Source organism: Telluria sp. RT2P19 (assembly GCF_059685725.1).
In genome coordinates this window covers 85,305-107,518 of sequence record NZ_JCASIL010000008.1, presented here as the reverse complement: position 1 = coordinate 107,518, position 22,214 = coordinate 85,305, and the positions used below count along the sequence as shown (strand labels likewise).

Annotated in this window: 16 protein-coding genes; 5 read left to right on the top strand and 11 right to left on the bottom strand. The window is 63.6% G+C overall.

Features of this window, described 5'->3' with window-relative positions:
• Positions 1–10: 10 nt before the first annotated feature.
• Positions 11–2,095 (bottom strand): M13 family metallopeptidase, encoded by a 2,085-nt coding sequence (locus tag AC56KW_RS12200; protein WP_497170997.1) that lies wholly within the window; start codon positions 2,093–2,095, stop codon positions 11–13.
• 597 nt (positions 2,096–2,692) lie between these two features.
• On the opposite strand from AC56KW_RS12200, the gene AC56KW_RS12195 reads away from it, so the two are divergent.
• The gene (locus tag AC56KW_RS12195) at positions 2,693–4,120 is read left to right on the top strand and encodes a S41 family peptidase (protein ID WP_497170996.1); all 1,428 of its coding nucleotides are present in this window, start codon (positions 2,693–2,695) and stop codon (positions 4,118–4,120) included.
• 108 nt (positions 4,121–4,228) lie between these two features.
• Positions 4,229–5,350: a beta-ketoacyl-ACP synthase III gene (locus AC56KW_RS12190; RefSeq protein WP_497170995.1), complete on the top strand. Its 1,122-nt coding sequence runs from the start codon at positions 4,229–4,231 to the stop codon at positions 5,348–5,350.
• A gap of 50 nt (positions 5,351–5,400) precedes the next feature.
• On the opposite strand, the gene AC56KW_RS12185 is transcribed toward AC56KW_RS12190, so the two are convergent.
• From AC56KW_RS12185 to AC56KW_RS12160, 6 genes are all read right to left on the bottom strand, one after another.
• A complete protein-coding gene (locus tag AC56KW_RS12185; RefSeq protein ID WP_497170994.1) occupies positions 5,401–6,315 on the bottom strand; it encodes a glycosyltransferase family 32 protein in 915 nt (304 codons plus the stop codon).
• Positions 6,316–6,447: 132 nt separating this feature from the next.
• Positions 6,448–8,487, bottom strand: coding sequence for a 2,4-dienoyl-CoA reductase FMN-binding domain-containing protein (locus tag AC56KW_RS12180; protein WP_497170993.1), 2,040 nt, complete (start codon positions 8,485–8,487; stop codon positions 6,448–6,450).
• Positions 8,488–8,554: 67 nt separating this feature from the next.
• Positions 8,555–9,010 (bottom strand): hypothetical protein, encoded by a 456-nt coding sequence (locus AC56KW_RS12175; protein WP_497170992.1) that lies wholly within the window; start codon positions 9,008–9,010, stop codon positions 8,555–8,557.
• A 22-nt stretch (positions 9,011–9,032) separates the two neighbouring features.
• Positions 9,033–9,539, bottom strand: coding sequence for a DUF2721 domain-containing protein (locus tag AC56KW_RS12170; RefSeq protein ID WP_497170991.1), 507 nt, complete (start codon positions 9,537–9,539; stop codon positions 9,033–9,035).
• A 96-nt stretch (positions 9,540–9,635) separates the two neighbouring features.
• Positions 9,636–10,592, bottom strand: coding sequence for a prolyl aminopeptidase (gene pip, locus AC56KW_RS12165; protein WP_497170990.1), 957 nt, complete (start codon positions 10,590–10,592; stop codon positions 9,636–9,638).
• A 57-nt stretch (positions 10,593–10,649) separates the two neighbouring features.
• Positions 10,650–11,972, bottom strand: coding sequence for an amino acid deaminase (locus AC56KW_RS12160; RefSeq protein WP_497170989.1), 1,323 nt, complete (start codon positions 11,970–11,972; stop codon positions 10,650–10,652).
• Positions 11,973–12,171: 199 nt separating this feature from the next.
• On the opposite strand from AC56KW_RS12160, the gene AC56KW_RS12155 reads away from it, so the two are divergent.
• On the top strand, positions 12,172–13,362 hold the full coding sequence (locus AC56KW_RS12155; RefSeq protein ID WP_497170988.1) for a hypothetical protein: 1,191 nt from the start codon (positions 12,172–12,174) through the stop codon (positions 13,360–13,362).
• A 37-nt stretch (positions 13,363–13,399) separates the two neighbouring features.
• Here AC56KW_RS12155 and AC56KW_RS12150 read toward each other — a convergent pair whose 3' ends face one another.
• A complete protein-coding gene (locus AC56KW_RS12150; RefSeq protein WP_497170987.1) occupies positions 13,400–14,374 on the bottom strand; it encodes a glycosyltransferase family 2 protein in 975 nt (324 codons plus the stop codon).
• Between the two features lie 277 nt (positions 14,375–14,651).
• Positions 14,652–14,933, bottom strand: a complete 282-nt coding sequence (locus tag AC56KW_RS12145; protein ID WP_497170986.1) for a hypothetical protein — start codon at positions 14,931–14,933, stop codon at positions 14,652–14,654.
• A 133-nt stretch (positions 14,934–15,066) separates the two neighbouring features.
• On the opposite strand from AC56KW_RS12145, the gene AC56KW_RS12140 reads away from it, so the two are divergent.
• Positions 15,067–19,020, top strand: a complete 3,954-nt coding sequence (locus AC56KW_RS12140) for a hypothetical protein (RefSeq protein ID WP_497170985.1) — start codon at positions 15,067–15,069, stop codon at positions 19,018–19,020.
• A 50-nt stretch (positions 19,021–19,070) separates the two neighbouring features.
• Here AC56KW_RS12140 and phbB read toward each other — a convergent pair whose 3' ends face one another.
• Complete coding sequence (gene phbB, locus AC56KW_RS12135; RefSeq protein ID WP_497170984.1) at positions 19,071–19,811, bottom strand: acetoacetyl-CoA reductase; 741 nt, start codon at positions 19,809–19,811, stop codon at positions 19,071–19,073.
• An 89-nt stretch (positions 19,812–19,900) separates the two neighbouring features.
• Complete coding sequence (locus AC56KW_RS12130) at positions 19,901–21,079, bottom strand: acetyl-CoA C-acetyltransferase (RefSeq protein ID WP_497170983.1); 1,179 nt, start codon at positions 21,077–21,079, stop codon at positions 19,901–19,903.
• Between the two features lie 329 nt (positions 21,080–21,408).
• On the opposite strand from AC56KW_RS12130, the gene minC reads away from it, so the two are divergent.
• A complete protein-coding gene (gene minC, locus AC56KW_RS12125; protein ID WP_497170982.1) occupies positions 21,409–22,200 on the top strand; it encodes a septum site-determining protein MinC in 792 nt (263 codons plus the stop codon).
• Positions 22,201–22,214 lie beyond the last annotated feature (14 nt).

Genomic DNA, 22,214 nt, shown 5'->3' with positions numbered 1-22,214 from the left:
TGGGACCAGATTACCAGATGATGACGCGTTCCTCTGGAGGCAGGTACATCTTGTCGCCCGGTTTCACGTCGAAGGCCTGATAGAACTCCGGCATATTGCGCACGGTGCCGTTGGCGCGGAACTGGCCCGGCGAGTGCGGGTCGGTCTTGACCTGGTTGATCTGCTGCGCTTCGCGCATCTTCGAGCGCCACACCTGGCCGAAGCCCATGAAGAAGCGCTGGTCGCCGGTCAGGCCGTCGATCACCGGCGCCGGCTTGCCGTTCAGCGACAGCTTGTAAGCCTTGTAGCCGATCGACAGGCCGGCGTTGTCGCCGATGTTCTCGCCCAGGGTCAGCTCGCCGTTGACGTTATAGCCCGGCAGCGGCGCGTAGCCGTTGAACTGCTTGACCAGCTTGTCGGTGCGGGCCTTGAAGGCGGCGCGATCCTCGGCCGTCCACCAGTCGCGCAGGTTGCCGTCGCCATCCGACTGGCTGCCCTTGTCGTCGAAGCCGTGGCCGATCTCGTGGCCGATCACGGCGCCGATCGCACCATAGTTGACGGCGTCGTCGGCGCGCATGTCGAAGAACGGCGGCTGCAGGATCGCGGCCGGGAATACGATCTCGTTCATCGTGCTGCGGTAGTACGCGTTCACGGTCTGCGGCGTCATGCCCCACTCGGTGTGGTCGATCGGTTTGCCCAGCTTCTCGATATTGCGGTTGTAGTCGAAAGTCGAGGCGCGCATGGCGTTGCCGACCAGGTCGTCGCGCTTGATGGCCAGGCGCGCGTAATCGCGCCACTTGTCCGGATAGCCGATCTTCGGCGTGAACTTGGCCAGCTTGGCGCGCGCTTCCTTCTTGGTCGCGGGGCTCATCCACTCGAGGTTGTCGATCGACTGGCCGTAGGCGATGATCAGGTTCTTCACCAGCTCTTCCATGCGCGCCTTGCGCTCGGCCGGGAAGTGCTCTTTCACGTACAGCTTGCCCAGCGCCTCGCCCAGCGCGCCTTCGACCGTGGCCACGCCCTTCTTCCATTCCGGACGCTGCTCGGCCACGCCGGTCAGCGCGGTGCCGTAGAAGGCGAAGTTCTCGTCGACGAAAGCCTTCGACAGGTAAGGCGCGTATTCGCGCAGCAGCTGCCATTCATAATAGGACTTGATGGTCGCCAGGTCGGTCCTGGCCAGCAGCTCGTTCAGGCCGGTGAAGTAGCTCGGCTGGTTGACGATGATGTAGTCGAGCTTGTTGCCCACGCCGGCGGCCGCCAGGGCCGCCTTCCAGTCGTAGCCCGGCGCCAGCTTGGTCAGCTCGGCCACGCTCATCTTGTTGTAGCGCTTGACCGGGTCGCGGTTCTCGACCTTGGTCCACTGCACCTTGGCCAGTTCGGTCTCGAAGTCGACGATCGCCTTGGCCTGGGCCGCGGCGTTCTTTTCGCCTGCCAGCGCCAGGATCTTCTCGACATGCTGCTGGTACTTGGCGCGGATCTCCGCCAGCTTGGCGTCGTCCTGCTTCAGGTAGTAGTCGCGGTCGGGCATGCCCAGGCCGCTCTGACTGATATAGGTGGCGTACTTGGTCGACTCGCGCATGTCCTGGCCGACGTAGATGCCGTAGGGGCTGGAAACACCGATCCTGGCCAGGTGGGCCGACAGGGCCGGGATGCCCTTCTTGTCCTTCAGCGCGCGGATGCGCGACAGCTCGCCGGTGAGCGGCTTGTAACCCAGGTTTTCGCGGCGTTCGGCATCCATGAAGCTGGCGTACAGGTCGCCGATCTTCTGGGTTTCGCTGCCGGCTTTCGCGCTCTTGTCCTTTTGCGCGGCCTCGATGATGGCCAGCAGCTGCGGCGTGGTGTCTTCGCGCAGCTTCATGAAAGTGCCCCAGCTCGAACGGTCGCTCGGGATCTCGGTCTCTTTCAGCCACTTGCCGTTCAGGTGGGTGAAGAAGTCGTCCTGCGGACGCACGCTGGTGTCGATGTACTCGGTGTCGATGCCCGAGATCGCGCCGGCCGGGGCGCTCGCGCGGGCGGTGGTGGACGGGGCGGTGTCGGCAGGACCGGCGGCCATGGCCGGCACGGCGAAGGCTGCCATCAGGGACAGGGTCAGGGTGCTCAGAAGGTGTCGCTTCACGGGGAAATTCCTTACTTGCAAGAGTGATTGCAGGGATTATCGAGTCCGGCCGGATGCGCCTGCTACGCACCGGCAAAAGAACATTCTAGCGGGTAGGCATTCAACCTCGTCCGCAGAGCAGGGATTTTTACTTTTCGATACACAGCACACATGTGTTTTCGCATATGCATGTGTTGGATGGTGACAACAGGATGACAAGTGCATTCCGTGCCGCGCAATGTGGAATGTACAATCTGAGGAGAGGCAGCCGGCAAGACCGATCGGTTCGCGAAAGTGGGCCCAGAAAGAAAAAAGCCCGCGGTGGAGGCCGCGGGCAAAGACCACTTCAAGAGTGGAGAGAGAGAAAAACTGGTTCCAACTATAGGCTGCCTCATCCGTACGCTCGCCTACTCTTACAATTGCTTACCTTCGTAAGCCCGGGTGCAACAACCAACTGCCCGACCCTGCCTGCCGGCGACATGCCGACCACTTTTGCGGCGCCGCCCGCAGCCGCCTGCGAACCGGTTTATACTGGGCAGGCGCTACCTCAGGCATGAGCTCGCGCCTGCCGGGCGACCCACGTATCGCCGGCAGACGCCATCCAACGGATCAACCACCATGGGTTCCACCTTCAAGAATTCCTGCCTCGTCGGCCTAGGCGTGATCGCCGGGGTCGGCCTGACCATGCAATTCTCGGCCCTCGCCTTCAAGCCGCCGGTCGAGGCCGGTATGCCGATCGCCGAACTGCGCCAGCTGGCCGACGTCTACGGCGTCATCAAGTCCACCTATGTCGAACCGGTCGAAGACAAGGCGCTGCTGTCCGAGGCGATTTCCGGCATGGTCGCCTCGCTCGATCCGCATTCGGCCTACCTCGATCCGCGCGCCTACCGCGAGCTGCGCGAAGGCACCGAAGGCCGCTTCGTCGGCGTGGGCATCGAGATCACCGTGAGCGAGGACGGCTATATCGAGATCGTCTCGCCGATGGAAGATTCGCCGGCCTACCACGCCGGCATCAAGGAGGGCGACCTGATCACCCGTATCGACGGCCACCCGGTCCAAGGCACGCCGATCGACGACGCCATCAAGCGCATGCGAGGCGAGCCGGGCACGCGCGTCACCCTCACGGTCGCCCGCAAGGACACGCCCGCCCCACTCGACTTCACCATCGAGCGGCGCGAGATCGTCCAGAGGAGCGTCAAGGCGAAGATGGTGGAGCCGGGCTACGCCTGGCTGCGCATCGCGCAATTCCAGGAACCGACCGTGGACGACATGGCGGCCAGGCTGCAGGCGTTGTACCGCGAAGACCCGGACCTGAAAGGCCTGGTGCTCGACCTGCGCAACGACCCGGGAGGCCTGCTGCAGGGCGCGATCGGCGTCGCCAGCGCCTTTCTTCCCAAGAACGCCGAAATCGTCTCGACCAATGGCCAGCTGGCCGACTCGCGCCAGCGCTTCTACGCCCGTCCCGAGTTCTACATGCTGCGCAGCGGCGCCGACCCGCTGGCTTCCCTCCCACCCGCCTTCAAGGATGTGCCGATGGTGGTGCTGGTCAATACCGGCTCGGCCTCGGCGTCCGAGATCGTGGCCGGCGCCCTGCAAGACTACAAGCGCGCCGCCGTCCTCGGCAGCCAGACCTTCGGCAAGGGCTCGGTGCAGACCATCCGCCCGATCGGGCGCGACGCTGCGGTCAAGCTGACCACGGCGCGCTACTACACTCCGGCCGGACGCTCGATCCAGGCGCGCGGCATCGTGCCCGATTTCCCGGTCGACGAAACCCTCGAAGGCGACGGCCTGAACGCCCTGCGCATGCGCGAAGCCGACCTGCAGCACCACTTGTCGAACGGCACGGGCCCAGAGGTCGCCACCCGCGACGGCGATATCGAAGAACAGATGCGCCTGCTGGCCGAGGCGCGCACCCGCAAACCGCTCGACTACGGCAGCGCCGACGACTTCCAGCTGGCCCAGGCCCTGCGCCACCTCAAGGGCCAGGAAGTGGTGCTGTCCAAGCGCGCCGCCGCCGCCACCACGCTGGCAAGTCACGAACGCTGAACGACCTTCCATTGCCTGCCGCAGCCGATTCCCACGCCCGTCGCGAGCGTGTAGAATCGGCGCATCTTGCGGGCAACCCCGCTTATTTTCCTTGAAAGTTTGCTGAATATGAAACCTGTCGTCATTAGCGGCACCGGCCTGTTTACGCCGCCGCACTCCATCTCGAACGACGAGCTGGTGGCAGCCTTCAACGCCTACGTCGACCTGCACAACCAGGAACATGCGCAAAGCATCGCGGCGGGTGACATGGCGGCGCTGGAACCGTCGAGCAGCGGCTTCATCGAGAAAGCATCGGGCATCAAGTCACGCTATGTGATGGAAAAGAGCGGCATCCTGGATCCGACCCACATGACGGCGCGCATCCCGGAGCGGGCCGACGACGAGATCTCGGTGCAGGCCGAGATGTGCGTGGCGGCGGCGCGCGAAGCGCTGGCACGTGCCGGCAAGCAGCCGCAAGACATCGACATGGTGCTGGTCGCCTGCAGCAATATGCAGCGTCCGTATCCGGCGATGGCGGTCGAGGTGCAAGAGGCGCTGGGGATCGACGGCTTCGGCTTCGACATGAACGTCGCCTGTTCCTCGGCCACTTTCGGCATCGCCACCGCGGTCGATGCGGTGCGCAACGGCCGCGCGCGCGCGGTGCTGGTGCTGAACCCGGAAATCACCAGCGGCCACCTGAACTTCCGCGACCGCGACAGCCACTTCATCTTCGGCGACGCCTGCACGGCGATCGTGATCGAGGCGGCCGAGACGGCGACGAGCGCCCACCAGTGGGAAATCCTGGACAGCCGCCTCAAGACCAGCTTCTCCAACAATATCCGCAACAACTACGGCTTCATGAACCGCTTCGACGAAGCGGGCATCGGCCAGCCGGACAAACTGTTCCGCCAGCAGGGTCGCAAGGTGTTCAAGGAAGTCTGCCCGATGGCGGCCCAGACCATCGCCGATACGCTGGCCGCGGCCGGCCTTGAAACCGCGGATGTGTCGCGCTACTGGCTGCACCAGGCCAATCTGAACATGAACCTGCTGATCGTGCGCACCCTGCTGGGCCGCGATGCCGAACCGGGCGAAGCGCCGGTGATCCTGGACAGCTACGCCAATACCTCGTCGGCCGGCTCGATCATCGCCTTCCACAAATACCAGGACGACTTGCCGGCGGGGGCAAATGGCGTCATCTGCTCGTTCGGCGCGGGCTATTCGATCGGCTGCGTGGTCGTGCGCAAGAAGTAAACCTGTTGGCGCGGGCATGATCGCGCCTGGTGTCGATCGGACAGCCCGATTTATGGCTGGGAGCGCGTCCGCGAAGCGCCGTTTCCGCGCAAGAGATCGTGGCAATACTGGGCCAGGCGGTATGCCTGGTTCAACGGCTGCCTGAGTACACTCATGCGTACGATCGATGCGGTCTGCGATATGTAGTGACCTTTGAACGCCTTCTCATGGCTTTGCTGGCTCGCGCTGTAGACGCTGTACTCCAATCCCAGCTGGTCGTGGCCTTTGATGAAGCGGTGCGGATGACGCGTCAGGATGCGTGCTATCGCAACCGTGTATGGCACTGGCCCCGTCAGGCGCAGCACACCGTTTTTGCCGGTCTGGTGCAGGTATGGATAGTACTTGCCGATATTTGACAGTACCTGCTCGATCACGGCTTTCAAGAAGGGGTGCCCGGGCGCGCAAACGATATGCCATTGCTGGTACTCCCCTCCAGGCACATGACGCACATCATGCAGTTCACCCCACACCGCATATTTGCCGTCGGAAGTGTGCCATTGCGACACGATAAATCGGTCGTCGGGGCGTATCAGCTCGTCGAACGGCCGGGTAGTGCTGCTTTTGATGTCCAGGTAAACGCCGCCTACCTTATACATTAGTAAATAGCGGAACAGATCCGCACGCGCAGCGCCATATTTCGGATCGATGCGCTGATAGTGATCCCACACTGGCGGTGGGTAATGTCGCTGCAAGAATTCAGCGATGTCTTCGTCGTCATAGAACCGGTATTCCCAGCCGGGGTTCATCGCACGCAAACGATCGACGTTGTCCTGCAAGATCTGCGGCAGCTGCCGGTTCTGGAAAGCCGGACGGGTGCCAATCTGGTGAATGATCCGCGGGATTGTCGACCCAGCCGGAAGCTCGGGGACCCATTCCTGGGTCGGAGGGCTGTTCAGCTGGGGAATCAATAATCGTTTGATCGACATAAGGCGTGAAAGGTTGAGAACCCGAAGAGGTAGGTTATCAATATAGCACGAACCTGCCTGGATATAAGCTGCCTCGCGTCGATCCCGGCAGCGCCCAGCGAGCAGCGAGCAGCCCGTGTCCCATGGTCGCCCTTACAAGCGCGCCGCAAGCACCGCGCCTTCGCGAATCGCCCGCTTCGCATCCAGCTCCGCCGCCATCGCCGCCCCGCCGATCTTGTGGAAACGCGGCCCTCCGTTGCTGGCATCGCCCGGCATCAGCTCCACCAGGCTCTCCTGCCCCGCGCAGATCACGACGTTGTCCACTTCCAGCAACCGCGCTTCGCCGCCGATCGTGATGTGCAGCCCGGCATCGTCGATGCGGTCGTACTGCACTCCCGCCAGCATCTGCACGCCATTCCTTGCCAGGGTCGCGCGATGCACCCAGCCCGAGGTCTTGCCCAGGCCCGCGCCCGGACGGGTGTTCTTGCGCTGCAGGAGCCAGACTGCGCGCGGCGGATGGGGCTGCAGGGGAGGCACCAGCCCGCCCGGTGTGCCCGAGGCGGGATCGACGCCCCACTCCGCCATCCAGTGCGCCGTCGGCACCGGCAGCGGCACGGCCCGGTCGTGCACCAGGAATTCGCCCATGTCGAAGCCGATGCCGCCGGCGCCGACGATGGCCACGCGCCGGCCCACGGGCTTGCCTTCGCGCAGGACGTCGAGGTAGCTCAACACCTTTGGATGCCCGATGCCGGGAATCGCCGGCTTGCGCATCGTGATGCCGGTGGCGACGATCACCTCGTCGTAGCCGCCGGCCAGCAGTTCGCCGCGGTTCACGCGTCGTCCCAGGCGCACCTCGACCCCGGCCAGCGCGAGCTTGCGTCCGAAGTAGCGGATGGTCTCGGCGAATTCCTCCTTGCCCGGTATGCGCATGGCCACGTTGAACTGGCCGCCGATACGGTCAAGCGCATCGAACAGGGTCACCTGGTGCCCACGTTCGGCCGCCACGGTGGCCGCCGACAGTCCGGCCGGTCCGGCGCCGACCACGGCCACGCGGCGCGGCCGGGCCGTCTTGCGGTACACCAGCTCAGTCTCGTGGCAGGCGCGCGGATTGACCAGGCAGCTGGCGCGCTTGTTCGCGAAGGTGTGGTCGAGGCAGGCCTGGTTGCAGGCGATGCAGGTATTGATCTCGTCGCTGCGGCCCCCGGCCGCCTTGGCGACCCAGTCCGGGTCAGCGAGGAAGGGACGCGCCATCGACACGAGGTCGGCGCTGCCCTGCGCCAGCAGCGCTTCTGCCTCCTCCGGCATATTGATGCGGTTCGAGGCGACCACGGGAATCCCGACCGCTGCGCGCAAACGTCCCGCCACCTGCGCGAAGGCCGCCCGCGGCACCGAGGTGACGATGGTGGGTACGCGCGCCTCGTGCCAGCCATAGCCGGTATTCAGGATCGTGACGCCAGCCGACTCCAGTGCCCTGGCCACTGTCACCACTTCGTCCCAGGTATTGCCGCCTTCGACCAGGTCGAGCACCGAGTGACGGTACATCAGGATGAAATCGGGACCGACCGCGGCGCGGATGCGGCGCACCACCTCGAGCGCCAGACGCATGCGGTTCTCGATCGGGCCGCCCCATGCATCCGTCCGCTGGTTGGTGCGCGCGCACAGGAACTGGTTCAGCAAATAGCCTTCGCTGCCCATCACCTCGACGCCGTCGTAGCCGGCCGTGCGCGCCAGTTGCGCGCAGCGCGCATAGGCCGCGATGGTGGCTTCAATGCCAGCTGCATCCAGGGCCTTCGGCCTGAACTTCGAGATCGGCGACTTTAGGCTGGACGCTGACACCACGAAGGGCTGGTAGCCGTAGCGCCCCGCGTGCAGGATCTGCAGCAGGATCTTGCCGCCCTCCTCATGCACCGCGCGCGTGACGCGCCGGTGGTTGGGCACGTCGAACAGGGAGTTCAGGGTGCCGCCAAAGGGCAGCAGCCAGCCCTGGCGATTCGGAGAGATGCCGCCGGTAACGATCAGTCCCGCGCCGCTGCGCGCGCGTTCGCGGTAGAAGGCAGCCAGCTTGCCGTAGTTGTAGAAGCGGTCCTCGAGCCCGGTGTGCATCGAGCCCATGATCACGCGGTTCTTCAGGGTGGTGCAACCCAGGTCGAGCGGCGCCAATAAATGAGGAAATGCGTCGGAATAGGTGGTCATCGCGGCATTACACCGCGATTTTCTGGAGCCGTGGTACTAAAGTTCATGCTCCGCCCTGGCGGCGGCTTCAGGCCAGGTGGCTCTCGCGGTCGCGCAGCTCGGCGAAGCTCTCGATGCTGCCGATGCTGACCACCACCGGGTTCAGGCTGGCGCCGGGCGACATCGGACGCCAGGCGAATTGCCATTCCTTCTCGCGCGCCTGGCCGGCGCTCTTGGTGAAGGCCGCGCCCAGCGCCGAACGGGCGCCATATTCGATGGCGCCGTCGATGCCGGCCCAGTTGGGCAGCATGCGCTGCACCGCGCGGTGCAGGCGCTCGCCGAATTCCTCGGTATTGTGGATCACCAGGCAGGCGTCGCTGGGCGTGATGACGTCGAACAGGCCCTTGTCCCAGACGGTGGAAAACGAGACGTTGAGAAAGCCGCCATTGGGCTCGAGGCGGAACTGGCCGTTCTTGAGCGCGCTTTCGAGTTCGGTGCGCAGCGCATAACGGTGCAGGGTCGGTGGGCGTTGGTAGTCGTGCATAGGATTCTTTCTGGCCGCGGCCTCACGCCTGTTGCGATGGCGATGGCGATGGCGATGGCGATGGCGATGGCGATGGCGATGGCGATGGCTGCATGAGCATGATCTGCTGGTGCTGCATGCGCATGAAGCGCGAGGCGATGAAGATCTCGCGCAAAAAATAGACAAAGCTGCTGATCAGGCCAAGCATCGCGAACACGAAGCAGGCCGCGATGTACTGGTCGAGCGGAATGCCGGTGGTATCGCCCGCAAACAGCATCGCGATGACCACGCACACCAGCAGGCCGCAGGCGGTGCTGGAGGCGATCGCGAAGTTGATCAGGTGCGAGCGCTGGTAGAGCAGTTCGAGCTCGCTGGAGAACTCGGCGTTGGGGCTGACCTTGAGCCGGTCCTCGAGCACCCGCGTGCGGTCGATGATGCGCGCCAGGCGGTTGGTCAGCACGGTCAGCTTGGTGGCCACGCCGGTGAGCAGGAAAACCGGGGCGATCGCCAGCTGGATCACATGGCCGATGTCGCTGATCTGGATATTCATGGAAACACGTTCGAATTGTTATAGGGTGGACGGCGCGCCGTCCACGCGTTCAATGCCATCACGCATAGTGTAACAGCCGCCAGTACGCCAAAGCGCTCATTCAAACCGCCGAACCGCCTTGAACTGCTCGGTCGCCGCCACGAGCGCGCGCGCAATCCCGGCTTCCAGCGCCCCATGGCCGGCGTCGGCGATCATCTGCAGTGTCGACCCTGGCCACGCCGAATGCAAGCGCCAGGCAGCCAGCGGCGGACAAATCACATCATAGCGGCCCTGCACGATCACGGCCGGCAGGTGGGCGATGCGCGGCAGGTCGCGCAGCAGCTGGTCTTCTTCCAGGAAGGCGCCATTGAGCATGTAGTGCGACTCGAGCCGGCCCACACCCAGGTCGAGCGTATCGTTCGAGACTTCCTCGGGCTGCGGCAGCAAGAACACGCGCCGGCCCTCGAAGCGGCTCCATGCGCGCGCCGCGGGCCAGTAGACGTCCGGGTCGTGACACAGCAGGCGCCGCGCGTAGGCGCCCAGCAGGTCGTGCCGCTCGTCAGGCGGAATCGGGGCGACGAATTCTTCGTATAGCTCGGGATAGAACCAGCGCACCTCGTTGATGAACCAGTCCACCTCGGCGCGGGTGCACAGGAAGATCCCGCGCAATACAAAGCCGAGGCAGCGCTCGGGATGGGCCTGGCCATAGGCCAGCGCCAGCGTCGAGCCCCAGGAACCGCCGAACACCAGCCACTGGTCGATGCCGAACAGCGCGCGCAGTCGCTCGATGTCCTCGACCAGGAGCTGGGTGGTGTTGTTGCGCCACTCGCCCAGCGGTGTCGACTTGCCGGCACCGCGCTGGTCGAACAGGATCACGCGGTAAGCGCGCGGATCGAAGAAGCGGCGGTGCTGGGGCGACAGGCCGGCGCCGGGGCCGCCGTGCAGGAACAGCACCGGGATACCGTCCGGATTGCCAACCTCTTCCCAGTAGATCGTGTGTAGCTCGTCGACCGCCAGCATGCCGTGGCGCAGTGGTTGGATCGGCGGGAACAGCGACGGCGGCGTGACGGGCATGGCAGCTCTTGTTGGCAGTGATTCAAGAAGCCGATTGTAACGTAAGGACAACCGGTTTCAGAAGAAGGTATTGAGGGCGTAGCGGACCTGGTAATCGTCGTCCACCGCCAGCAGCAGCGGCCATTTGTCGAAGGTGGTGCAGGGATGGGATATGCCGCAACCGACCAGGTCGCCGACCGCCAGGCCCTCGCACAAGGGGTCGCCTTCAGGCAGGCGCAGGTAGGCGTGCTGGTCGTTCATCTTGACAATGGCGCAGCCGGACGGCAGTGCGCTCAGGGACGCAGCGACTTCTGGCCGCGCCGTGCAGAGCGGGACCGGCAGGTCGGCATCGTAGGACGCGTCGCGCTTGCCCATGGTGAGGATGGCCAGGGTCGGCTCGGGGCGCGACTGCACGGCGCTCCAGACCTCCAGAGCGGGAAGTAGTCCGTCATCCGGTATACCCGTGCGGGCGTCCAGCTCCGCGAGATGACGCCCGTACATGCCATGGTCGCTGGTGAGATAGCAGCCGCTGCGCAGGATGGGGCGCAGAGGGCGCGACAGCCCGGCCACGTCCTGGAAGCCGCGTGCCACCAGGTCGAAATACGACGAACCGCCAGCGGAGACCAGGATCTCGGATGCGCCGAACAAGCCTTCGGCATCGGCGCCGTGCACCAGGGCGACCAGGCGCGCCAGGAACGCGTCGACCTGGCGCAGGTCGGCCGCGCGGTCGTCGCTGACGAGCAGGCCCTCGTAGCCCTCGAACCCGGCCAGCACCAGGCCCTCGGCCAGCGCGATGGCGCGCGCCAGGTCCATGGCTTCCTGCTCCGAACGGCAGCCGGCGCGCTTGCCCGCCAGGCCCAGTTCGACCAGCACGTGCAGCGGGCGCGCCAGCCTGTGCGCCGCGACGGCCTGCGCCAGGCGCGTCACGCCAGCCTGCGAATCGGCCAGCACGATGCATTCGAAATCCGGATCGTCATGCAGCAGCGTCAGCACGGCGGCGATATCGGCGCGCGCCACCAGCTGGTTCGCGAGCAGCACGCGGCGTACGCCAAAGCGGTGCGCCACCTGGACCTGGGCCGCGCTGGCCAGCGTGATGCTCCAGGCGCCATTGGCGAGCTGGGCGCCGAACAGCTGCGGACTCATCGTGGTTTTTCCATGCGGCGCCAGGCTGACCCCGTGGTTCTCGCAGAAGGCGCGCATCCAGCTGAGGTTGTGGCGCAGGCGCGATGCCTTGAGCACGGCGACGGGAAAACTGGTATCGCCGCGCAACACATTCCAATCTTGCACAGCGATTGCGCCCTGGCGCAGTGGAGCGCTCAGCGGCAGGCCCTTGGTACCGGGGAGCAGTAATTGGTCGTCGAGGCTGGAAAGGGCCAGGCCGCCGTGGGGCAAGGTATGCATAGGGACTCCCTGGAAAACTAAACAGTTTTGATTGTAAGTCGCCCCGGCAGCTTTCGATGGCCTATCCCTGCCCTCACCGAGCGTGACCAAGCCAATGTTACAACCTGTAACGGATTTTCCAATCAGCAGGAGTTATCCTCAGAAATGTTTCGCATCTTAAATTGCAAAAGACACATTCGTTAATACCTCAAGGAAAATCATGTCTCCACGATCCACCACGCAGCTCAGCGCCATCCTCGCCCTCCTCGGTTCCGCGGTCGCCATTCCAGCCAGCGCTGCTACGCTGACCGTCGGCCCTGGCCAGACCTATACCGCGCCATGCCGCGCATTTGCTGTTGCACAGGCTGGCGACACGGTCAATATCATTGGCAACACCACTTACAGCGGCGATGTCTGCGCGATCAGGCAGCACAAGCTGACCATTCGCGGCGTGAAGGGTCGCCCGAAAATCGATGCCGCTGGCAAGAACGCCCTTGGAAAGGGCACCTGGGTTGTGCAAGGCAACGACATCGTAATCGAGAATGTCGAGATGGTGGGCGCCAAGGTTCCAGACGCGAATGGCGCCGCTTTACGTCTCGAGGGCACGAATTTCACCCTGCGCAAGGCCTTCATCCACGACAACGAAAATGGGGTGCTGAGCGGCGTTAACACTGCTAGCAAGATCGTGATCGAGAACAGCGAGTTCGGCCACAACGGCAATGGCACCGGCCAGAACCACAACCTGTATATCGGCAATGCTGGCAGCCTGACGTTCCGCTTCAATTACTCGCACGATGCCGATGTCGGCCACAACCTGAAGTCGCGCGCGCGTACCAACATGATTGCCTACAACCGCTTCTCGAGCACTATGCCGGGTCAGGCCGGGACGACCGCCAGCGGTAAGCCCAGCTATGAAATCAACTTGCCGAACGCAGGCACGTCCTACATCATCGGCAACGTCATCCACCAGCCGGCCGCGCACAGCAACTCGAACCTGATCGCCTATGGGGAGGAAGGCGCCACCAATCCGGGGCATGATCTGTATGTCGTCAACAATACCTTCCTGAACGACGACAGCGCCCGGGGCACCTTCGTGATGATCGGCGCGAATGTGAGCAAGAGCGCTCTGCTACAGAACAATATCTTCGGCGGCACTGGCACCGTGACCAACCAGGTCGGCGCCGTCGAGAAGACCAACTACCGTTCGGTGGCGCCAGGTTTCGTCAATCGCGGCGCCTGGGACCTGCGCCCGACCGGCAATGCCCTGGTGGTCAATGCCGGCTCGGTCCCGGGCGCCTCGAGCAGCGGCGTGTCGCTCAAGCCCGTCCATGTCTACCAGCACAGCGCTTCCAGCGCGACCCGTCCGGTCGTCAAGACCATCGACGTCGGCGCTTACGAATCAGCGTTGTAGGAAGATTACGGTAAGCAGGAGGCTTGGAAGAGCGTGCTCATTGTGTGAAGCGCCACAATGGCTTGCGCAGCGACGGCGGCAGGTTGGTAATAAAGACTTTCAGCCTGAACTTCTTGTCACTGGGCAGCGCTCTGAGCTTACCCAGCATGGTCTTCGCTAATTCAAAATTCCCTCGGGCGAACGCGGCATCGAATACGCCAACGCGTCGTTTGTCGATATCCTTCAGAATGGCCGCGCGATATTGCACGGCGGTTGGATGCGCATCCAGCGCGTATTCGAGGATATCGGCAGTCCCACTCACCATATAGCTCGAATCGGCTGAATCGTTGCTGTCATGCTTGCGAATGCGGGTAAGCGGGCGCTTGCAGAGAGCAACTTTTCCGAGCCCTACTGCACGCAATGTAAATTCCCAGTCTTCGCCGCCCACACCCTTGAAGCTGGCATTGAATCCGCCAATCGCGCGATAAAACTCTCGCCGAAATATCACACCCGACATGAACAAGGGTTGATACTCGACCATACGCCAGTAAAGGTCCGGAACATGGTGAATGAAGTCAGCATCGCCTTCAGCGCCAAGGAAATAATCCGGCGGCGCCAAAGAAAACTTGTCAGGATGGATCTTGCCGTCATTGTTGAAAGTGATGAAATTCGCGTACACCGCGTCGTAGTCCGGATGTCCCTCCAGCCAGCCCAACATGGTTGCAAGGAAATCAGGTTCTAGCAGATCGTCTGAATCGCACAACACGACGTAGTCGCCGCGCGCAATTTCTACTCCGTGATTTCGGGCTAGCTGGACACCGCCGTGGGCGAGTTGTACGAAGGTCACTTTATCGCCGTAGCGGGCGATGATGTCCTTGGTGTTGTCGGTTGAACCATCGTCGACGACGATAATTTCTAGGAAGGCCGGGTTTTGCGCCAAAGCACTATCGATAGTTTGCCCAATGAGCGCTGCACGGTTGTATGAGGGGATGACGAGACTGGCGCTCGCCTGCAGTTGACTGGTGGGTGGCACTGATTATTCTCCATGCAATAGCGGCTTACGCCTAGGCTTCACAATAAGTCAGCTTTATCATTTTGGCAAGACATTGCATAAGCCTAGAAGGGATGTGGTCTTCCTCAATGACGCTCGCATCGTGCCGGAAAGCGACCTGGACGACCTGCCAGACGGCGCCGCCAGGCCACGTGCCGGCCGGCGCGCACTCACATGACGCCTTGATGACATTTCATCCGGAATATTAAAAATATTCTAAAAGTTATTTCGCATCCCAAGTCTTTCCACTCTCGTTTGTTCAGGCATCCAGGCGCACTCGACGCACAGGCCACTTCAGCACAGCCCGTTCTTCAACCGTGACACGCGCTTGCAGCCGGCAGTATGGCTGCAATGCGCCATCGACAGGAATACTGATCATGCTGCTACCCATACCGCCTCTTCTCCCCTTGAGACAGCCCACGCGCACGAACGCAGCGCGGACGACAGCGAACACCGTGGCGACGCCGCTGGCCGCGCCATCGAACGCGGCCGGCAACGCGTCCGGCAAACAGCGCGCATTGCGCCAGGACGAGGCGGCCAAGCCTCCTGCAGGACAGGTCGCGACGAAAGCACCTGCAGCGGCGCCGAAACATTCGGCGCCGCTGTCCCAGCGCCTGGAGCAAGAAAATACGAACCAGCACCATCCGGTACGGCGCCTGATCGATGCGCGACCGGTGACGCTCGGCACGCGCATCGCGGGCCTGGGCCTGAGCCACACCAGCGACAGGCCGCAGACACGCGGCCTTCCCTCGGCGCCGGCCGCGGCGCGCGACAAGGCCACCGAGATGGAGACATTGAAGGCGTCCGCCGTCGCGCTGTGCAAGCGTGTGGACAAGATCATGGATAGCACGCTTGAGCAATTGCCTGACGTGAATCATCGTCCTGGACGTCCAGCCTGGCGCGAAAAAACCTTGCAATACTGGCCAATGAGCATGTTTGCCGCTACCCGTGTAGGCGACTTGATCGACAAGGATCCGGCCTACCGGACGAGCAACCCGGCCGAGACCAGGGAGGTTGCTGTCTCCCCATCCGATAGGCATGCCGGGCGCAGGCAGCTGCTGGAGCGGACCGCCGAACTGAAGCACCGGTTGGACGAGGTGCAGCAGGAATACGATTCCCAGGTAAAGCTGCATCCGCGTGAAGCGGACGGCAGCGAGCATGAAGCCGTGCGGCGGGCCCGCGAGAGGCTCGAGGGAATACTCCATGAGCTGCAAGCGAGCGTGACGATCGGCGAACACCTCGATTACTACAATCACGCGCTGGCTACCGACCTGGTGGAGAAAAAAGTGCGATTCGTCCAGGAACAGGTCCATCAACTCGACCAGCAGCTTGGCCAGGCCGGACTGGGCCCCACCGAGGAACTCGAGGCGCTCAGGCAACGGCGCGACTGCTTGCGCCAGGAGGCCGAACTTGCCCGGGTATCGCTGCAGGGCGCGAGGCTGGAAGTGGCGCGCATCAAGGGCGCCATATCGGACCTGGAGGCGCGTCGCGCTGCGCTGCGGGAGCGCCCAACCACGCACGAGGCCACCGAGGAGCAGGGAGATCTGCAACGGCAACGGACGGCGCTCGACAAACTGCTGGAAGAAGCCGGGCAGGCCGCCAACGATCGCAGGGAGCAGATGAAGCAGGCCCAGACAGCCTGCGACAGCAGCATCGGCGAGTATGGCGCCGCCCAGATGCGGTTCGATCTCACGCTCGGCGGAAGGATCGCGGAATCGGCCCGGTCCATCGACGAACGTGCGGCGACCTGGCAGGCGCGGGCCAGGACCGCATGGGACGATGAGAAAGAGATGGGCAAGGCGAGCTTGCGGCTGCAAGTCGATGCCGCGCCCGGTTTCGACGCTGCCGCGCTCGCCGGTGCAGACGGCAAGGACCTGCGCGCCATGCTGGGCAAGGTTGCCGCCAAGCTGAAGGACGACGATCCGGATGCCGAGCGCGAAGTACCGGCGCCGGCCCGGCTGGAAATTCTCAGCCGGGCCGTGGCCCAGGTCTGCAATGGCGACGCCCGCCGCGCGGCAAGCGTGCTGGAAGCGCTGTCGGCCCATCCCAGCGAATACTGGGTTCCCCCGCCGGTGCTGCACGAGGGCGACGGCGGCAAGGCGGCCAAGGCAGCGCCGCACGCCGCGGCAGGTGCGATCGCGGATGTGGCGCCGGACGGCGCGGCCCCGCGGCAGGCGGCGCCATACGCATCACCCAGCGACGACCTGAAACAACTTTTCCGCTGCATGGCATCAGTGCCACGCGGCATGGAGATATTGAACGAAGCCGGTACGGACGCGGCGCATCCCCAGCTCAGGTCCGCATCGATGACGGCGCTGCACGCGTACTGGATGGCGGATGCGCACCAGCCCGCGACCGGCGATCCCGACCCATGGTTGAGCAAGGCGCAGAAGATGGCCTGCTACGAAGTACGCAACGTGCCGAAAGAGCCGCCGCTATTCGACAGCGATGCACTGGAGGACGACGTAAAAATTGCCTACCGGGGCGTATGCCGAGGCTTCCTGTCGAACGGTCCCGATTCGGATTATGCACACGTCAATGCGACGCTGAACAAGGTCGGCAAGGACTGGCTGGAGCATGCCCGGGACTCGCCTGCCGCCTGGACCAAGGGGGCCATCCGTACCGTCTTCGATTCCGACAACTCGCGTGCGACGCCGTTCGACCGGCGCACCCTGAAGGCGACCGTGTCGCAGCTGGAAAGGCAGGGACTCGCCTCGATCAAAACGCATGCGCATGACAGCATCGCGGCCAGGGCGCGAGAGCTGTCTGCGAAGCTGTCAAGCGGATGGCTGGCGGAACAGGCCCCGGACGCGCCCAACGTGCATCGCCTGCAGGTGGCTGGGCGGGCGCTGTGCGACTATATCGCCCACCATGACGACAGCAGGAAGGCGCTCGCTCAGCTCGATGGCAAGGTCAGCCGCAGTAAATTCCATCGCACCGACCGGCTCTACAAGAGCCGCCTGACAGGGAAGGACCTGGTACAGCTGCGCCGCATGGCGGGCGCCAGGAACTTCATGCACCACACCTTGCAGGCGTTTCCAGACGAGTTCAACGCCATCTTCGACGGCGCTGGCGCGACACCCCAGGAAGCGCTGCAGCGCCTGGGTGGCATCCTGGCGAAAGCGGCAAAGTCCCAGGAAGTAAGCCAGTATATGGATGGGCTAAAACTGGATGAGCTGCAACAGCAGACCGATATCGCACGCCGCAAACGTTTTGGCGACAAGGACGATGCGGTGGCATTCTTCCGTCCCGTGCTGGAAGAACTGCGCCTGCGCAATCAGCTGGTGATGACGGCGGGGAGCGAAGTCGGCGTGGGCATCCCCCTCGCGCCCTGGGTGCCGGTAGCGCCGGCGACAATGAGCGTGAACGCCAACGTCGTGTCGAAGAAAAACGAGGCCCAGTTCCAGATCAAGAGTCCGACCTATGGTGTGGAATTCATCATTTCGGACATCCAGACCAGGTCGCACGACATCAAGGCCTCGGCCGGCCTGGGCCTTGAAGCGGGCCGGCTGAAGGCAACCGCGCCCAACGGCGCCATCAAGCTGGAAGGCAGCAAGGCCACCACCAGTTTCACCACGCTGCGCATCCTGCGCGGCAAGGATGGCCAGGGTGTGCGCAAAGAAAAAGCAGCCCGCAAGGAGGGATTGGCGGTGCTGGAAACCCTGCTCGCAAAGGAGCGCGACAAGGGCAGGGGGACGCTGGACGACATTCTCCTGAAGCATCCCGACGTCATCGTCGGCTGGGGCAGCAAGGAGAATGTTTCGCTGCAGGGCTCGGTGGAAGTCGGTGCGATCTTGCGGGTAAAGGGGAATGACAACGCGTCCGCCGGCGGCTCGCTCAGCCTGAGCGCGAAAATCGAAAGAACCCAGGAACGCAGCGACGAACGCTCGGGCTACGCCCACCAGAATGTGCATGACCGCTCCGACCAACGCAAGCAGCGCATTGCGGCAGCGGGCACGATCAACGTACTGGGGTCGTACAAGAAGCCGGTGAAGCCGGACGACAAAGGAGAGGCGGACCGCAACGGCGCAGCCAATATCGGCGGCGCCGCCAACCCGTTCGAGGTATCGCGCGACCTGCTGCTACGCCTGGAAAAGAACGGCGCAACGCGTTTTAGCATCGGGGACCAGACCGGCGGCAGCACCGACCGTGCGTTTGCCGATGCCGGCGCGCTGCTCGCCGAAATCGAGGACAACCAGGAAGAATTCTATCTGCGCTTCCTGGAAACCGTGCCCGGCAGGAAAGGCGAACCGAAGGACACGCCGGAAAACCGCAAGCTCGCGGCGGACACGCTGCACCAGTTCATGACCGACCTGAAGAGCGCGAAGAAGAATCCCAGCCTGCAGTTCAACCTGAAGTACGAAATGCAGCCGCGCATGAGCGGACGGGTCGATGCCTTGCTTGCGCTGGAAGCGCTGGCAAGCAAGGCCGGCAATCATGAGGCGGCGCAAGAACACCGGCGCACCCTGAATGACTTGCTGCAGCAGCGCAGCACCTGGGCGTTCAAGAATTGCGCCATCCGCAGCAAGGGCAAGGAAAACGCCGATGTGGGCTGGGACTGGCTGGTACGCGTGATGGCGCGGCGCAGCGCCGAGACATCGGTGGCCGTCACTGCCTATCCGGCCTGACGGAATGATGAAATGACAGGCGACGCCGTGGACGTCGCCCGTGCCGGGCATCAGGACATGTGCTGACCGCCATTGATCGCGATATTGGCCCCAGTGACGAACGCCGCCTCGTCCGACGACAGATACGCCACCAGGCCTGCCACTTCTTCTGGTTTGCCCAGGCGGCCCATCGGAATCTGCGGAATGATCTTGGTTTCCAGTACTTCGCTCGGGATGTCCATCACCATCTTGGTGCCGATATAGCCTGGCGAGATGGTGTTGACGGTCACGCCCTTGCGCGCCACTTCGAGTGCCAGCGCCTTGGTGAAGCCGTGCATGCCGGCCTTGGCCGCCGAGTAGTTGGTCTGGCCGAAGGCGCCCTTCTGGCCGTTCACCGACGAGATATTGATGATGCGGCCCCAGCCACGCTCGACCATGCCGTCGCAGACCGGCTTGGTCATATTGAAGACGGAATCGAGGTTGGTCTTGATCACGGCGTCCCAGTTGACCTTGTCCATCTTCTTGAAGGTCATGTCGCGGGTGATGCCGGCGTTATTGACCAGCACGTCGATCGGGCCGACGTCGGCGATCACCTGGCGCACGCATTCCTGGGCGGCGTCGTAGTCGGCCACGTCGCAGGCATAGGCCTTGAAGTCAAAGCCCTGCTCTTTCATGGCGCCGAGCCAGGCGTCGACCTTGGTATTGCCCGGTGAGAAGGTGGTGACCACCTGATATCCCAGTGCGGCCAGCTTGATGCACACCGCTTCGCCCAGGCCGCCCATGCCGCCAGTTACTAATGCTACTCGAGCCATTGTCTTCTCCAGTTTTATTGTGTGAAACACTTGAACCCGGCGGCGTCACTACGCTGCAGCGCGCCGCCCTACCCAAGGTTAAACCGACCTCAGTCGCGTTCGACCGCCAGTGCCACGCCCATGCCGCCGCCGATGCACAGGCTCGCCAGGCCGCGCTTGGCGTCGCGGCGGATCATTTCGTGCAGCAGGGTAACCAGCACGCGGGCGCCCGAGGCGCCGATCGGGTGGCCCAGCGCGATCGCGCCGCCGTTGACGTTGATCTTGGATGTATCCCAACCCATTTGCTTGTTGACGGCGACCGCCTGGGCGGCGAAGGCTTCGTTGATTTCCATCAGGTCGACGTCTTCGTGGGTCCAGCCGGCCTTCTTGAGGCACAGCTGCGAGGCCGAGACCGGACCCATACCCATGATTTGCGGATCCAGGCCGGACGAGGAATAGGCCTTGATGCGCGCCAGCGGGGTCAGGCCCAGCTCTTTTGCTTTCGACGCGCTCATCATGATCACGGCGGCGGCGCCGTCATTGAGGCCGGAAGCGTTGCCGGCGGTGACGGAACCTTCTTTATTGAAGGCCGGACGCAGGCCGGCGAGCGCCTCGAGGGTGCTACCCGCTTTTGGGTACTCATCCGTGTCGAAGACGGTCGTGCCCTTCTTGGTCACGATCTCGACCGGGATGATCTCGTCCTTGAACTTGCCTTCTTTCTGGGCAGCTTCGGCCTTCAACTGCGATTGCAGCGCAAATTCATCCTGCTCGGCGCGCGAGATCTCGTATTTCTTGGCCACGTTCTCGGCCGTGACACCCATGTGGTACTGGTTGTAGACGTCCCACAGGCCGTCGACGATCATGGTGTCGGTGAGCTTGGCGTCGCCCATGCGGAAGCCGTCGCGCGAACCCGACAGCACATGTGGCGAGGCGCTCATGTTTTCTTGGCCGCCGGCGATGACGATCTCGGCGTCGCCGCAGCGGATCGCCTGGGCCGCCAGGTGGGTGGCCTTGAGGCCGCTGCCGCAGACCTTGTTGATGGTGTAGCCGGGTACCATTTCGGGCAGGCCGGCCTTGATGACGGCCTGGCGCGCCGGGTTCTGACCGACGCCGGCGGTGAGCACCTGGCCCATGATGACTTCGCTGACCGCTTCGGGGGCGATGCCCGTCTTGGCCAGCAGGTGCTTGATCACTTGCGCACCGAGCTCGGCGGCGGGAATCTTGGCGAGGGTGCCGCCGAATTTGCCGACTGCGGTGCGGCCGGCGGCTACGATGACTACATCTTCCATTTCAATCTCCGTTCAGCCGGCCGTGGCCGGCGTTATTCAGAATTCCCTCGGACCGGGCGCACTCTGCTAGGCAGGAGCGCCCTGTGCATGGGGTCGATAAACCTCAAGTCACAGAATGAGGAGCCCATGCTGCTGTATAAGCAATAGCAATCTTAGCAGTTTATTCATTAAAAACAATAAGACAATGGTAAGGACTTGATCTAGCTCATCACTTGATTTTTGGTTGCAAGCAAACGTTCAATTTCTGTTAGGAATGATGTGTGCGCGTCTGTCCTTTTCTACAATTTTCACAGTAGAATGCACAAGCGCAACGCCAACCAGACCGTTCTATGCCTAAAACCACGCTTCCCATCGAAATCAAGATTTCCACGGTCGTTGCCATCTCCACGATCCTGCACTCGGCCGATCTGGATGTCATCGACGTCGCCCTGGAACAAATGACTGGCGGCGTGTCGGACTTCTTCGAGGACGAATTCGCGGTAATCGACGTGGCCGCGATCACGCCCGAAACGCCGCAGCTCGACTGGGCCGCACTGGTGGCCTTGCTCAAGAACTACCGCCTGAATGCGGTCGCCGTGCGCGGCGCCAGCCCGGCGATGATCGACGCGATCCGGGCCCAGGGCCTGGCGCTGGACGACGGTTCGAGCGGCGTGCGCGCCGGCGGCCATGCAGTTCCACCGCCCGCCCCGCCGGTCGCTGCCGAACCCGCCGCTGCCGCACCCACGCCCGCGCCGGCGCCGGCGGCAATGCCGGAACCGGTCGCAGCCGCGGCCGCCGCGCCGCTGGTCGTCGACACCCCGGTGCGCGCCGGCCAGCGCATCTATGCGCGCGGCACCGACCTGATCGTCACCGCGGTGGTGAACAACGGCGCCGAGCTGATCGCCGACGGCAGCATCCATGTCTATGCGCCGCTGAACGGCCGCGCACTGGCGGGCGCTTCCGGCAATCCCGACGCGCGCATCTTCGCGCTGTCGATGCAGCCAGAGCTGGTCTCGATCGCCGGCGTGTATCGCACGTTCGACGAAGGTTTCCCGTCCGACCTGGCGCGCCAGCCGACGCAGATCCGGCTGGTCGGCGACCGCATCGAACTCCAATCGCTGGCTCCGGCACCCCGCGCCTGATCCTCCGAACTGAA